Source organism: Aureimonas flava (assembly GCF_003583935.1).
Classification (GTDB): Bacteria; Pseudomonadota; Alphaproteobacteria; order Rhizobiales; family Rhizobiaceae; genus Aureimonas; species Aureimonas flava.
On sequence record NZ_QYRN01000001.1, the window covers coordinates 553,010 to 567,257 of the forward strand.

General features: G+C 67.7%; 13 protein-coding genes and 3 tRNA genes. 12 read left to right on the forward strand and 4 right to left on the reverse strand.

What is annotated here, in order from left to right; translation table 11 throughout:
- Positions 1-111 precede the first annotated feature (111 nt).
- Entirely contained in the window at positions 112-1,188 is a 1,077-nt protein-coding gene (locus D3218_RS02725) for a GlxA family transcriptional regulator (RefSeq protein ID WP_119538328.1), read from the reverse strand.
- 218 nt (positions 1,189-1,406) lie between these two features.
- Between D3218_RS02725 and purU the strand changes: the two genes are divergently transcribed.
- Positions 1,407-2,264, forward strand: coding sequence for a formyltetrahydrofolate deformylase (gene purU / locus D3218_RS02730; RefSeq protein ID WP_119538329.1), 858 nt, complete (start codon positions 1,407-1,409; stop codon positions 2,262-2,264).
- A gap of 106 nt (positions 2,265-2,370) precedes the next feature.
- Complete coding sequence (locus D3218_RS02735; protein WP_119538330.1) at positions 2,371-4,932, forward strand: GcvT family protein; 2,562 nt, start codon at positions 2,371-2,373, stop codon at positions 4,930-4,932.
- Positions 4,933-5,231: 299 nt separating this feature from the next.
- Here D3218_RS02735 and D3218_RS02740 read toward each other — a convergent pair whose 3' ends face one another.
- Together D3218_RS02740 and D3218_RS02745 are read right to left on the reverse strand one after the other, a co-directional pair.
- Positions 5,232-5,540: a putative quinol monooxygenase gene (locus tag D3218_RS02740; RefSeq protein WP_119538331.1), complete on the reverse strand. Its 309-nt coding sequence runs from the start codon at positions 5,538-5,540 to the stop codon at positions 5,232-5,234.
- 2 nt (positions 5,541-5,542) lie between these two features.
- Positions 5,543-6,580 carry an NADP-dependent oxidoreductase gene (locus tag D3218_RS02745; RefSeq protein ID WP_119538332.1) on the reverse strand — a complete coding sequence of 346 codons (1,038 nt, stop codon included), beginning with the start codon at positions 6,578-6,580 and terminating at the stop codon, positions 5,543-5,545.
- Between the two features lie 89 nt (positions 6,581-6,669).
- Between D3218_RS02745 and D3218_RS02750 the strand changes: the two genes are divergently transcribed.
- Complete coding sequence (locus tag D3218_RS02750; RefSeq protein ID WP_119538333.1) at positions 6,670-7,599, forward strand: LysR family transcriptional regulator; 930 nt, start codon at positions 6,670-6,672, stop codon at positions 7,597-7,599.
- A 174-nt stretch (positions 7,600-7,773) separates the two neighbouring features.
- Here the strand turns inward: D3218_RS02750 and D3218_RS02755 are convergent.
- Positions 7,774-7,846: transfer RNA gene (locus D3218_RS02755), tRNA-Val, on the reverse strand.
- Positions 7,847-8,120: 274 nt separating this feature from the next.
- Between D3218_RS02755 and D3218_RS02760 the strand changes: the two genes are divergently transcribed.
- The 9 genes from D3218_RS02760 (at position 8,121) to nuoF (ending at position 14,232) form a co-directional block, all read left to right on the forward strand.
- Positions 8,121-8,197 (forward strand) — tRNA-Asp (locus D3218_RS02760).
- 50 nt (positions 8,198-8,247) lie between these two features.
- Positions 8,248-8,324, forward strand: a tRNA-Asp gene (locus D3218_RS02765).
- Between the two features lie 295 nt (positions 8,325-8,619).
- Positions 8,620-8,985, forward strand: coding sequence for an NADH-quinone oxidoreductase subunit A (locus tag D3218_RS02770; protein ID WP_119538334.1), 366 nt, complete (start codon positions 8,620-8,622; stop codon positions 8,983-8,985).
- On the forward strand, positions 8,976-9,533 hold the full coding sequence (locus D3218_RS02775) for a NuoB/complex I 20 kDa subunit family protein (protein WP_425359279.1): 558 nt from the start codon (positions 8,976-8,978) through the stop codon (positions 9,531-9,533). The genes D3218_RS02770 and D3218_RS02775 overlap by 10 nt, the downstream gene beginning before the upstream one ends.
- Before the next feature lie 7 nt (positions 9,534-9,540).
- Complete coding sequence (locus D3218_RS02780) at positions 9,541-10,134, forward strand: NADH-quinone oxidoreductase subunit C (RefSeq protein ID WP_119538336.1); 594 nt, start codon at positions 9,541-9,543, stop codon at positions 10,132-10,134.
- Between the two features lie 36 nt (positions 10,135-10,170).
- Positions 10,171-10,368 carry a hypothetical protein gene (locus D3218_RS02785; protein ID WP_119538337.1) on the forward strand — a complete coding sequence of 66 codons (198 nt, stop codon included), beginning with the start codon at positions 10,171-10,173 and terminating at the stop codon, positions 10,366-10,368.
- A gap of 1 nt (position 10,369) precedes the next feature.
- Positions 10,370-11,560 (forward strand): NADH-quinone oxidoreductase subunit D, encoded by a 1,191-nt coding sequence (locus D3218_RS02790; RefSeq protein WP_119538338.1) that lies wholly within the window; start codon positions 10,370-10,372, stop codon positions 11,558-11,560.
- A gap of 165 nt (positions 11,561-11,725) precedes the next feature.
- The gene (gene nuoE, locus D3218_RS02795) at positions 11,726-12,910 is read left to right on the forward strand and encodes an NADH-quinone oxidoreductase subunit NuoE (RefSeq protein ID WP_119538339.1); all 1,185 of its coding nucleotides are present in this window, start codon (positions 11,726-11,728) and stop codon (positions 12,908-12,910) included.
- A gap of 14 nt (positions 12,911-12,924) precedes the next feature.
- Entirely contained in the window at positions 12,925-14,232 is a 1,308-nt protein-coding gene (gene nuoF, locus D3218_RS02800) for an NADH-quinone oxidoreductase subunit NuoF (RefSeq protein ID WP_119538340.1), read from the forward strand.
- Positions 14,233-14,248 lie beyond the last annotated feature (16 nt).

Consider the following 14,248-nt stretch of genomic DNA (forward strand, 5'->3'; position numbering starts at 1 on the left):
CGAACGAGCATTGCGGCCGCATCATCGCGGCAACGTTCACCAGGGAACAGGATATTTGCGTCAATCGGGTCGCACTTTAGGCGCAGGCGGGGCCCGGCGGGCGCCAAGCCGTCAGGCGCTCAGGCGGCTTCCGCCTCGCGCCTCGGGCAGGCTCGCGGCCTGCTGCGCCTGCCTGCGGATCTCCTGCGGCGTGCGGTCGAAGCGCTGCCGAAACATGCGGCTGAGATGCGAGGAGTCGCAGAAGCCGCACTCCACGGCCACGGCGGCCACGAGCTTGTCGGTGGTCTCGATCAGGTGCCGCGCGAAGGTAAGCCGGATCTGGAGGAAGGCGGCCTGCGGCGAGGCGCCGAGGGCGGACCGGAAGTGGCGTTCGAGCTGGCGCTTGCTATGCCCCATCCGCCGGGCGAGCTCGGCGACCGAGAGAGGCGTGTCGATGTTCTGCTGCATCAGCAGGAGCGCGCGCATCACCATCGGATCGCGGGTGGAGATGTCCATCGACACGCCCGGCTGCGGCTTCTCCGGCCGCATGGCGTCGTCGATGATCATGATGTGCAGGCTCTTGCTGGCCTGCGCGCGGCCGACGTGCCGCTCCACCAGATACGCCGCGAGATGGGCCGAACTCGCGCCGCCGGAACAGGTCAGCCGATCACCGTCGTCGATGAAGATCTGGTCGGACACCGGGTCGAGCCCGTCGAACTGCTCCAGGAAGTCGACGTGGTGGAACCAGCTCACGCAGCAGCGGTACCCCTTCATCAGCCCGGCCTTGTGCAGCAGGAAGCCGCCCGTGCAGATGCCGATCAGGGGAACGCCGGCCTCGGCCGCGCGACGCAGGTAGGCGGCATAGGCCGTCTCCAGTCCCGACAGCTCCTCCATCACCCCGCCGACCACCACGATGTAGTCGAACTTCGTCGGATCGCCGAGCCGCTCGTTCGGCTGGATCGAAACGCCGCTGCTGGAGGGGATGGCGCACATCGTGTCCGACAGGACGCTCCAGCCGCACAGGATGGGGCGGCTCCGGTCGCCCTCGTCGGCGGCGAGGCGCAGCACGTCCACGAAGTTGGCAAAGGCGCAGAGCGTGAAGCGCCGGGCGAGGATGAAGCCGACCGAAAGCCGCGCGCCGCCCTTGCGGGGCTTGTAGGCGGACGACGACAACGCACCGGCCCGACCGTCTGCACCCCTGGCGTCCATCGGCTCTCCTCGCGGCGAACTCGTCGTCCGTTGTCGTACTGCTAATCCGGTTTTGACGCAAACATCCTGTTCCGGGGGGAGGGCGTGTCGCAATGCTTCATCCCGTGAGCGAAATCCGTCGCTCGGATCGCGACCAACGGCGGCGGCGAGTCGCAGCGTGGGCGCCATCCACGGCGGGTGCCTCGAGTGCCTTGCCCGCTTCCCGTCGAGAGATGCCGATGGCCGAGAACACGTTCATCCTGAAGCTCAGCTGTCTCGACCAGCCCGGGATCACCGCGGCGCTCGCAACGGCGCTGGCCTCGCGCGGCGCCAACATCGTGGAGGCCAACCAGTTCTGCGACCGGCAGACCAACCAGCTCTTCGTGCGCATCGCCGTCGCGGCGCCCGAGGCCATCACCCAGGCCGCCCTGGATCTCGCCCTGAAGCCGGCGGTGGATCGTTTCGAGATGCGCATGAAGGTCGAGGATTTGGCGCGGCGGCCGAAGATCGTGATCATGGTGTCGCGGTTCGACCACGCGCTCCTGCACCTTCTCTACCAGATCAAGGTCGGCTGGCTGAACGCCGAGGTCGCCGCGATCGTGTCCAACCACGAGGGCGCACGTAGGACGGCCGAGCAGGAGGGGATTCCCTTCCACCACTGGCCGGTCACCCGCGAGAACAAGCGCGAGCGCGAGGAGCAGCTGATCGAGCTGGTCAAGGACACGGGCGCCGAGCTCGTGGTGCTGGCGCGCTACATGCAGGTCCTGTCGAACGACCTGTCCAACCGGTTGTTCGGAATGGTGATCAACATCCACCATTCCTTCCTGCCGAGCTTCAAGGGCGCCAAGCCCTACCACCAGGCGCACGAGCGCGGCGTGAAGCTGATCGGCGCCACCGCGCACTACGTCACCGCCGACCTCGACGAGGGTCCGATCATCGAGCAGGAGACGGAGCGCGTCACCCACGCGATGACGGGCGACGACTTCGTGGCCGCCGGCCGCGACATCGAATCGCGGGTGCTGGCGCGGGCCGTGAAGTATCATCTGGAAGGCCGAGTGATGCTCAATCACCACCGCACGGTGGTCTTCACTCCCTGAAGCCCGCCGCCGCCCCGCGCCGCCGACCGAGGCGAAGCGCATCGACCGTATCCGGCGCTCCGCGCGCCCGTCTCGACCAAGCCCCCGGACCGGAGGAACGTTCACCATGGCAGCATTTCCCGAAAAGGCGCGGGTCGTCATCATCGGCCTCGGCGGCATCGTCGGAGCCTCGATCGCGCACCACCTCGTGGAGCGCGGTTGGGACGACATCGTCGGCATCGACAAGTCGGGCATCCCCACCGACATCGGCTCCACCGCCCATGCGTCCGACTTCTGCTACACGACCAGCCATGATTTCCTGAGCTGCTGGACCACGCTCTACTCGATCGACTTCTTCGAGAAGATGGGGCACTACGCGCGCGTCGGCGGCCTGGAGGTCGCGCGCGTCGGCGACGACGAGCGCATGGACGAGATCAAGCGCAAGGTCGCTTCCGGCAAGGCGTTCGGCACCCGTGTGCGGCTGATCGGGCCGGCGGAGATCAAGCAGCGCATGCCGCTGATCGAGGAGAGCCTCGTCCAGGGCGGGCTCTGGGACCCCGATGCCGGCCTCGTCATCCCGCGCTCCCAGACGGTGGCCGGCAAGCTGGTCGACCAGGCCGCGAACGCCGGCAAGCTCCAGGCCTTCGCCAACACCGCCGCGAAGTCGCTGGTGATCGAGGACGGGCGCATCCGCGGGGTGGTGACCGATCGCGGCACGATCATGGCCGATCACGTCGTGGTCTGCGCCGGCCTCTGGGGGCGCCTGATCGCCGAGATGGCGGGCGAGGATCTGCCGGTGATGCCGGTGGACCATCCGCTGACCTTCTTCGGCCCGTACGACGAGTTCGCCGGCACCGGCAAGGAGATCGGCTACCCGCTGCTGCGCGACCAGGGCAACTCGGCCTATCTCCGCGACACCGGCGACCCGAAGACCGCCGAGGGCGGCCAGATCGAGTGGGGCTACTACGAGGAGCGCGATGTCCGCCTCGTCCATCCGCGCGAACTTCTGGAGAAGCACGAGGCGCGCCTGTCGCCCTCGCAGCGCGACCTGGAGATGGAACAGGTCCTCGAGCCGCTGGAGCGCGCCATCGAGCTGACGCCGATCCTCGGCGAGCTCGGCTACAACGAGGGCCATTCCTTCAACGGCCTGCTCCAGACCACCACCGACGGCGGCCCCTCGATGGGCGAGAGCCGCAAGGTGCGCGGGCTCTGGTACTGCGTCGGCATCTGGGTGAAGGACGGGCCCGGCATGGGCAAGCTCATCGCCGACTGGATGACCGACGGGCGCACCGCGATCGACCACAACCGGATCGACTTCGCCCGCTTCAACGACTTCCAGCTCGACGAGGGCTTCATCGAGGAGCGGTGCACCGAGACGGCGCGCAAGATCTACAACCCGCCGGTGCACCCGCGCGAGCCCTTCGCCGGGGGGCGCGGCATCCGCCGCTCGCCGTTCCACGAGCGGGAAAAGGAGCTGGGCGGCTACTTCATGGAGCTGGGCGGCTGGGAGCGCGCCCATGGCTACGCCGCGAACGAGCACCTACTGGAGAAGTTCGGCAACCGCGTCCCGGTGCGCGAGAACGAGTGGGACAACCGCCACTTCTGGCGCGTCTCCAACGCCGAGCATCTCGAGATGACCGAGAACTGCGGGATCATCAACCTGTCGCACTTCGCGATCTACGACATCGAGGGGCCCGACCACGTCGAACTCATGGAATGGCTCTGCGCCGCGAGGATCGGCGGCGACGCCAATGTGGGTAAGGGCATCTACACCCACTTCCTGGACGACGAGGGCATGGTGCGCGCCGACTTCACGGTGATCCGCATGCCCGACCGGATCCGCATGATCAACGGCGCCGATGCGGGACCCCGCGACTATCGCTACATGCTCCGCACGGCGCAGGATCGCGGGCTCGACGTCACGGTGACCGATGTCTCGGAGCGGTACGTGACCATCGGCATCTGGGGCCCGAACGCGCGCGAGAATCTCGGCACGCTGCTGGAGGACCCGTCCGTGCTCCTGCCGGAGGCCTTCCCCTTCGCCGCCATCCGTCCGCTCACGATCGCCGGCAAGCCCGTCACCGCCTTCCGCATCTCCTATGTCGGCGAGCAGGGCTGGGAGCTGCACATGGCCTACGAGGACGGGTTGGCGGTCTGGGACGCGCTGCGCTCCACCGGCGTGATCGCCGTGGGTGTCGAGACCTACGCCAACACGCGCCGCATGGAGAAGAGCCTGCGCCTGCAGAACGCCGATCTCCTGACCGAATACAACCTCCTGGAAGCGGACCTCGCCCGACCCAAGGTCAAGGAGGCGGACTTCCGGGGCAAGGCGAAGCATGTCGAGTATCGCGACCGGGCGAACCAGCCGGCCATGCTGTGCACGCTGGTGATGACGGAGAACCGCGACGGGCGCGGTGTCGCCCGCTATCCCGTCGGCACGATGCCGGTGCTCGACCCGGACACGGGCGAGACCCTGGTGGACGAACTCGGCCGTCGCTCCTACACGACCTCGGTCGCCTACGGTCCGACCGTCGCGCGCAACATCGCGCTCGCCTACCTGCCGTGGAGCCACTGCCAGGTCGGGCGCAAGCTCAACGTCGAGTATTTCGGCGACACGTTCCCGGTCGAGGTCGCGGGCGTCGGCTACACGCCGCTCTACGACCCGGAAAACGCCCGTCCGCGAAGCTGACCGGAGAGCCAAGGAGGCGCTGGGCGTCCGCGATCCGCCTGGTTCCCGGTTGGGCGGATCGTTGGCGTGGTCCCGCCGGTGCGCGTGCCCTTCGCCTCGGCCCTCGGGCTGGTGGGCGATCACGGGCGCGGACTGCGCGAATTCTCGGCGTGAGCGGCACGGTTCGCCGTCGAAAGCACACCCCCCTATCGCGGGCGAATGGTCGCCGGGCGGCATGACATGCCAAACGGCGGAGCAGGGTGGAGAGTGGGGCGGTCCGCATGCCGGTCGGCTCCAGGACGGAAGCGGACCCGGACCCTTCAGGTTTCGGATGCCATTGTCGGCTCCGGCTCCAAGACGTCGAATTGCTTGAGATCGCCGCGCATGCGGTCCCCCCAGCGCGCGACGAAGGCGATGGTGTCCGCGGCGCCCCGATGCGCGTCGAGGGCGGCTTGGTCGCGCCATCTCTCGGCGACGAGCATGCGCCCGGTGCCGGGATCTTCGGCCGCGACGCCGAAGAACAGGCAGCCGTCGCGAGCTCGCGCGCGCGGAGCGAATACGGCCATGTCCGCGGCGAACGCCTCGACGTCCCCCGGTGCCACATCGATGTGACCGATCAGGATCAGCATCGTCACGCGCCGCCCGCATCCGACGAGCGATCGACCAGGAGAACGATCTTGCCCTGGATGCCGCCCCGCTCGGCGCGCTCGTGCGCGCGTGCGGCCTCCTCGAGGGGAAAGACACTGTCGATCACGACGCGAACCGTGCCGTCATTCAGAAGAGGCGCAACCTGCTGGAGCTGGGCGCCGTTGGAGCGGACCTGCGTCGCCGACACGGTGATGCCCAGGCGCCGCGCTTCGTCCGCCGCGTCGAAGCCGAGCGGGAAGACGAGGAACAGGGCGCCTCCCGGCTTCAGCACCTGGAGGAAGCGGCGCGCGTCCTGCCCCACGCAATCGAGCACGAGGTCTACGTCGCGGACGATCTCCTCGACCGCCACTTGGGTGTAGTCGACGAACCGCTCGGCCCCGAGCTCGTGCATGAGCGCCTCGTTCTTGCCGGACGCGACGGCGATCACGTGGGCGCCCTGCCATCGGGCAAGCTGGACGGCAAGATGCCCGACCCCACCGCCGGCGCCGTTGACCAGCACGGTTCTGCCGGCCAGCGGCAAGGGAACGTGTGCCGTGGGCTGGAAGGGGTTCGCAGCGTCGTGGCCGAGATCGATCAGGAACTGCCAGGCGGTCAGGAGCGACATGGGCAGCGCCGCCGCCTGCGCATGGCCGAGGCCGTCGGGTTTGGGCGCCAGATCCGAAGCGGGAACGCTCACATACTCCGCATAGGCCTTGCCACCCTCCATCACGTCGGCGGGGAAACGCACCATGGCATAGACCTCGTCGCCGACGGCAAACCCGCCGACGCCGGCGCCGAGCGCCTCGACCACGCCGGAGATGTCCGACCCGAGGATCAGAGGAAACGCAGGATGGGGCTGCCATTCGGGCGGCAGGGTGCGGTATCCGTCGCGCAGGTACCAGTCGGGCGGATTGAGCCCGACGGCGTGGACGCGCACCAGCACCTCGCCCGGCCCCGGTTCGGGTCTCGGCGCGTCCTCGTAGCGCAGCACGTCGGGCCCGCCGAACGCGTGCAGGCGAACCGCCTTCATGATGTCGCCCATGATCGTCTCCGTTCGGTAGTGGAACCGGTCCGGATCTAGCGACGGGGCGGGAGGTTGATTAGGGAGGCGGAAGGCGGTTCAGTCATGCCATGAAGGAGCCAATGGCATTGGATCGCCTGACGGGACTGGCCGCCTTCGCGCGGGCCGGTTCGCTCGGCAGCTTCGCGGCGGCGGCCCGGTCCCTGTCGGTATCGCCCTCGGCGGTCAGCAAGAGCGTCCAGCGGCTGGAAGCGCAGCTCGGGGTCTCGCTCTTCACCCGAACCACCCGCTCCCTTCGTTTGACCGCCGAGGGACAGGTGCTTCACGACAAGGCCGTTCGGCTGTTGCACGACGCCGAGGCCATCGGGCAGGCAGCGGCGGCGACGCGTTCCGAACCGTCCGGGCCGTTGCGGATCGCGGCATCGCTGCCGATCGGCGTTCACGTGATCGCGCCGATGTTGCCGGCGTTCCGTCGGGCCCATCCGAAAGTGAGCGTCGACCTGCGTCTCAGCGACCGGATCGTGGATATCGTCGAAGATGGCATCGACGTCGCCGTTCGTATCGGCGACCTGCCGGACTCGAACCTTCTGTCGCGCCGCCTGGCGCCGCATCGGCTCTGTTGCTTCGCCTCGCCAGGCTACCTCGCCGCGCGAGGAATCCCGCGGCGTCCGGAGGACTTGGAAGGGCACGAGACGGTGCTCCTTCGCTTCCAGAGCACGGGGCAGCTCCTGCGCTGGCGCTTCCAGACCGCGGACGGAGCACTCGATCTCACCCCCGCCTCGAAGGTGTGGGCCGACGCGAGCGAGGCGCTGGTGGCGATGCTGGTCGAGGGTGGAGGCATCGGCATGGCCGCGACCTTCGTCGTCGCCCCCCATGTCGCGCGCGGCGAACTCGTGCCGGTCCTCGCCGACTTCGCGGTCGAGCGCGACAACATCACCGCACTATGGCCGAGCAGTCGTCGCGCCAATCCCGCAGTGCGCGCGTTCCTCTCGGCCTTGCAGACGGCCTGCCGTGATCGGATGGGAGCGCGAGGCGGGTAGCGTCCGCCTCCAAGCTCGGCCTCGGGGCCGGGAAATGGCCGGGAGGGATCGGAACTGTCGGGGACGGCGGCTGCGCGGGCGAGAATCGGAGCCAGTGTCGCGGCTGATCGCTTCACGTGCGGGGAGGGGCTCGGGAGTGTGCAAAGCCCCGGTGGTCGCTTTGCGGATACGCGGTGGGCGATGACAGGCTCGAACTGCCGACATCCTCGGTGTAAGCGAGGCGCTCTACCAACTGAGCTAATCGCCCCTTGCGGCAGGGGATTACGCGGTTCCGCCGCCTCGGGTCAAGGGCCCCGCCGATAGGCGCGCGTCCTCGCGGAAGGTTCGGGCGGATTCGCGAGAGAAGGGCGGTCGAGACGACCGTGGGGACGCGAAGCGGAGGGCGATTCCCGCCCTGTCGGGCCCGCAAGTCGCTGTTCCGAAGCGGTTTTCAAAAGGCGTGCGAAAGCGCGTTGACAGACGGAAGGGGAGCCCGTAAACGACCGCTCATGCCGCTGACGGTCACGCCAGCGACACAATGCGCGGGTGTAGCTCAGTCGGTTAGAGTGCCGGCCTGTCACGCCGGAGGTCGCGGGTTCGAGCCCCGTCACTCGCGCCATTGCCTTTGACGATCCACGTCGCCTTCGGCTTCCGTCGGCGACACAATGCGCGGGTGTAGCTCAGTCGGTTAGAGTGCCGGCCTGTCACGCCGGAGGTCGCGGGTTCGAGCCCCGTCACTCGCGCCACTCTCCCTTGCTTTCCGTTGCTGATTCCGATGCCTTCCGCCGCACGTTGCCGGTCCCCGCAACGATCGTTGCGGGCGCGGACCGAAGATTGTTCGGACCTTTCCAAAGCCGCCCCCATGCTGCTTGCTTCCACATTAGGAAGGGTCTAAGCCTCGCCGCAATGCGAAGGGCGCAGCGTGGCTGTTGGACGCATTGAACCCGTCCACGAACCACATACGTCCCCGTCAGGTCTCAAAGCCGCATCGCCGAGGCCGGGTCGCGCATCTCGCGCTCCGGCCAAGAGGAAGACCCGCTTGTGAACGAGCTTCTCGGATCCTACCTGCCGATCGTGATCTTCGTCGGCGTCGCGCTCCTGATCGGAGTCGCGCTTCTCGTGTCTCCGTTCCTGCTGGCCTTCAAGGCGCCGGACGACGAGAAGCTCTCGGCCTACGAATGCGGTTTCGACGCGTTCGACGATTCGCGCATGAAGTTCGACGTCCGGTTCTATCTGGTCTCGATCCTGTTCATCATCTTCGATCTGGAAGTGGCGTTCCTGTTTCCCTGGGCGGCCTCGTTCGGCGAGCTCGGCTGGGCCGGCTTCTGGTCGATGATGGTGTTTCTCGGCGTGCTCACCGTCGGGTTTGTCTATGAATGGAAGAAAGGTGCCCTCGAATGGGATTGAACCCCGGTACCGCACCCTTCGCCGAGCGGTCCGACCTGCAGGTTTCCCCTGCGGCCGATCCGTTCGTCGCTGACGTCAACAACGAGCTGGCCGACAAGGGCTTCATCGTCACCTCCACCGAGGACCTTATCCAGTGGGCGCGCACCGGCTCGCTCATGTGGATGACGTTCGGCCTCGCGTGCTGCGCGGTCGAGATGATGCAGATGTCGATGCCGCGCTACGACGGTGAGCGCTTCGGCTTCGCCCCGCGCGCCTCGCCCCGCCAGTCCGACGTGATGATCGTCGCCGGCACGCTGACCAACAAGATGGCTCCCGCGCTGCGCAAGGTCTACGACCAGATGCCCGAGCCGCGCTACGTCATCTCCATGGGGTCCTGCGCCAACGGCGGCGGCTACTACCACTATTCCTATTCGGTGGTGCGCGGTTGCGACCGCGTGGTGCCGGTCGACATCTACGTGCCGGGCTGTCCGCCGACCGCCGAGGCGCTTCTCTACGGCGTGCTGCTTCTGCAGAAGAAGATCCGGCGCCTGGGAACGATCGAGCGTTGAGGGCGGTATGAACGAACTCGCGGACTATCTCGGCCCCCTGTTCGGCGACAGGCTCGTCAGCTCGGACATCCGGCTGGACGAGCTGACGCTGACCGTCGCGGCGCAGCACCTCGTGGAGGTCGTCACGCATCTGCGCGACGACCCGCAATGTCAGTTCAAGTCCTTCATCGACCTGTGCGGCGTGGACTACCCGGCGCGCGTCGATCGGTTCGAGGTGGTGATCCACCTCCTGTCGCCGTATCTCAACCAGCGCATCCGCGTGAAGGTGCTGACGGGCGAGGACGATCCCGTGCCGTCGATCACCGGCGTCTTCCCGGGCGCCGATTGGTTCGAGCGCGAGGCCTACGACCTCTACGGCATCCTGTTCACCGGCCATCCCGACCTGCGCCGGATCCTGACGGACTACGGGTTCGAGGGCCATCCGCTGCGCAAGGACTTTCCGCTAACCGGCTTCGTCGAGGTGCACTACGACGAGCAGCTCAAGCAGGTGGTCTACGAGCCCGTGGAGCTTCGTCAGGAGTTCCGCCAGTTCGACTTCCTCTCGCCCTGGGAAGGCACCGACTACGTGCTTCCCGGCGACGAGAAGGCGAAGGCGAACTGAGCGGGGGAACCGGCGGCTCGAGAACGGAGTACAGGCATGGGCACGTTCTCGGTATGGCACTGGCTCATTCTGCTGGTGATCATGATCGTCGTCGTCGTTCCGTTCTGGAAGATATTCCCGAGGGCAGGGATGTCGCGCTGGTGGTCGCTTCTGATGATCGTCGGCCCTCTCAACCTGATTCTCCTGTGGGTCCTGGCCTTCAAGTCCTGGCCCGCTGATCGACGCGAGTACTGATATGGCCGAGATCGACGTCCGCAACTTCAACATCAACTTCGGCCCGCAGCACCCGGCCGCGCACGGCGTGCTGCGCCTCGTGCTGGAACTCGACGGCGAGAACGTCGAGCGCGTCGATCCGCATATCGGCCTCCTGCACCGCGGCACCGAGAAGCTGATCGAGCAGAAGACCTACCTTCAGGCGATGCCGTATTTCGACCGGCTCGACTACGTCGCGCCGATGAACCAGGAGCATGCGTTCTGCCTCGCGGTGGAGCGGCTGGCAGGCGTCGAGGTGCCGATCCGGGGGCAGCTCATCCGCGTCCTCTACAGCGAGATCGGCCGCATCCTCTCGCACCTTCTCAACGTGACCACGCAGGCGATGGACGTCGGTGCGCTGACCCCGCCGCTGTGGGGCTTCGAGGAGCGCGAGAAGCTGATGGTCTTCTACGAGCGGGCGTCGGGCGCCCGGCTCCACGCCGCCTACTTCCGCCCCGGCGGCGTGCATCAGGACCTCGATCCCAAGCTCGTGGACGACATCGGCGTCTGGTGCGACGAGTTCCTGCCGCGCTTGGCCGATATCGACGAGCTCCTCACCGAGAACCGCATCTTCAAGCAGCGCAACGTCGACATCGGCGTGGTGAGCCTGGAGGACACGTGGGCGTGGGGCTTCTCGGGCGTCATGGTGCGCGGCTCGGGCGCTGCCTGGGACCTGCGCAAGTCGCAGCCCTACGAGTGCTACGACCAGATGGATTTCGACATCCCGATCGGCAAGAACGGCGACTGCTACGACCGCTATCTCATCCGCATGGAGGAGATGCGCCAGTCCACCGCGATCATGAAGCAGTGCGTCGAGCGGCTCGCGGGCCGGGAGCGGGCGGGTCCGTTCGCCTCTACCGAGGGCAAGGTGGTGCCGCCCAAGCGCGGTGAGATGAAGCGTTCGATGGAAGCGCTGATCCACCACTTCAAGCTCTACACCGAAGGCTTCCACGTGCCCGAGGGCGAGGTCTACGCGGCCGTCGAGGCGCCCAAGGGCGAGTTCGGCGTCTACCTCGTGGCGGATGGGACCAACAAGCCCTACCGCTGCAAGATCCGTGCCCCGGGATTCGCCCATCTCCAGGCGATGGACTTCCTGTGCCGCAACCACATGCTGGCCGACGTCTCGGCCATCCTGGGATCCTGCGACATCGTGTTCGGCGAGGTCGATCGCTGAGCCGGGGCGACCGTCGCGGACGGTCCGAAGCGCCTCATTCGGGGGCGCATGAAAATCGAAACGACGCGGTGTCCGGCAAGGGGTCGGGCGCTGGTCTTTCATGCTTAATGTGTTAGAACGCGCCGCAACACGGGTGTGTTGGAACCGTTCTGAAGTCGAGGTCCGATGTCCGTCAGACGTCTTGCGGAAGATGCCGTTCAGCCTCAGGGTTTCGCCTTCTCGGCGCAGAACGCCGAATGGGCCGAGGCGACGATCCGCAAATATCCCGAAGGGCGCCAGCAGTCCGCCGTGATTCCCCTGCTCATGCGCGCGCAGGAGCAGGACGGCTGGGTCACCAAGGCGGCGATCGAGCATGTGGCGCAGCGGTTGCGCATGCCGATGATCCGCGTCCTGGAAGTCGCGACCTTCTACACCCAGTTCCAGCTCGCGCCGGTCGGCACGCGGGCCCACATCCAGGTATGCGGCACGACGCCCTGCATGCTGCGCGGCTCGGACGAGCTGAAGCGCGTGTGCCGCGAGAAGATCCACGAGCACCCGTTCCATCTCAACGAGAGCGGCACGCTCTCCTGGGAAGAGGTCGAGTGCCTCGGCGCATGCGTCAACGCACCGATGGTGATGATCTTCAAGGACACCTACGAGGACCTCACCGGCGAGCGCCTGGGCGAGATCATCGACGCGTTCGACAGCGGCGAGGGGGCCGCGGTCCGCAAGGGGCCGCAGATCGACCGTCATCTGTCGGTGCCGGAGGGCGGCCTGACGACGCTCAACACGTTCGACGACGAGGATCGGGGTCCCGACGAGGCGCGCAAGGCGCCGCAGACGGACGGCGCGTCTCCATCCGCCGATGGCGGCGCGACCACTGCGCCGTCGCAGGCCGGACGCGTCGACACGCACGCGGCCGAGACCGACCCGACCATCAAGGGACCCGCCGGCGCGCCGAAGACCAGCCCGGCCGCCGAGGAGGCCGCAAGCGTCGACCTCACCGAGGGCGGCACGGGCGGCCGGACCGGCGGCACCCGGCAGGGTCCGACCGGCGCGGCCTCGACGGACGCCGCAGCCGAGCAGAAGAAGGCCGAGACGGTGGACGGCGAGGCCCGCACCGACGGTCCGCTGCGCGACAAGGGTGCGGCCGCCGAGGACGCGGTGGTCCAGGAGCACCGGCGCGTGGACGACGAGGGCGGCGCGTCGTCCGCCAAGGGCGGGCAGGACCTGTCCGGCAAGGATCACACCGCCACGGGCACGCTGGAAGGAAACCGGACCGACACGTCCGACGTGCAGCCCGACGCCGAGGCGGGCGACGGCGAGCCGGCCAAGGGCCGCCGGGGCACGAAGCCCAAGGCGTCGGAATAGGCGAGGATCGGAACATGCTTCAGGACAAGGACCGGATCTTCACCAACATCTACGGCCTTCGGGACAAGAGCCTGAAGGGCGCGATGAAGCGCGGCCATTTCGACGGGACGGCCGACATCATCGGCAAGGGTCGCGACTGGATCATCAACGAGATGAAGGCGTCCGGCCTGCGCGGCCGCGGCGGCGCCGGCTTCCCAACGGGCCTCAAGTGGTCGTTCATGCCGAAGGAAGTGGGCGAGCGGCCCCACTACCTCGTCGTCAACGCCGACGAGTCCGAGCCCGGTACCTGCAAGGACCGGGAGATCATGCGCAACGACCCGTTCACGCTGATCGAGGGCTGCGTGATCGCCGGTTTCGCGATGGGCGCGCATGCGGCCTACATCTACGTGCGCGGCGAGTACATCCGCGAGCGCGAGGCGCTGCAGCTCGCCATCGACGAATGCTACGAGGCCGGGCTCCTCGGCCGCGACAACAAGTGCGGCTGGGACATGGACATCTACGTCCATCACGGCGCCGGCGCCTATATCTGCGGCGAGGAGACCGCGCTCCTCGAGAGCCTCGAGGGCAAGAAGGGCCAGCCGCGCCTCAAGCCGCCGTTCCCGGCCAACATGGGCCTCTACGGCTGCCCGACCACGGTCAACAACGTGGAATCGATCGCCGTCGCGCCCACCATCCTGCGGCGCGGCGGCGGCTGGTTCGCCGGCATCGGGCGCCCGAACAACACGGGCACCAAGCTGTTCTCGATCTCGGGCCACGTGAACCGGCCCTGCACGGTCGAGGAGGCGATGGGCATTCCGTTCCGCGAGCTGATCGACCGCCATTGCGGCGGCGTGCGCGGCGGCTACGAGAACCTTCTGGCCGTCATTCCCGGCGGCTCGTCCTGCCCGCTAGTGCCCGGCGAGCAGATCCTCGACGCGCCGATGGACTTCGACGGCATGCGCGAGGTGAAGTCCTCGTTCGGCACGGCCGCGGTGATCGTCATGGACAAGTCCACCGACATCGTGCGCGCCATCGCCCGGCTCGCCTACTTCTACAAGCACGAGAGCTGCGGCCAGTGCACGCCCTGCCGCGAGGGCACGGGCTGGATGTGGCGCGTCATGGAGCGCATGGTGGTCGGCAACGCGCAGAAGCGCGAGATCGACATGCTGCTCGACGTGACGAAGCAGGTCGAGGGTCACACGATCTGCGCGCTCGGCGACGCGGCCGCCTGGCCGATCCAGGGCCTGGTGCGCCACTTCCGCCCCGAGATCGAGCGTCGTATCGACGAGTTCTCGCGCAACGCCGACGCGGACCGCAAGCCGGTCCTCCAGGCGGCGGAGTAGCCTTCCCATGTCGGCG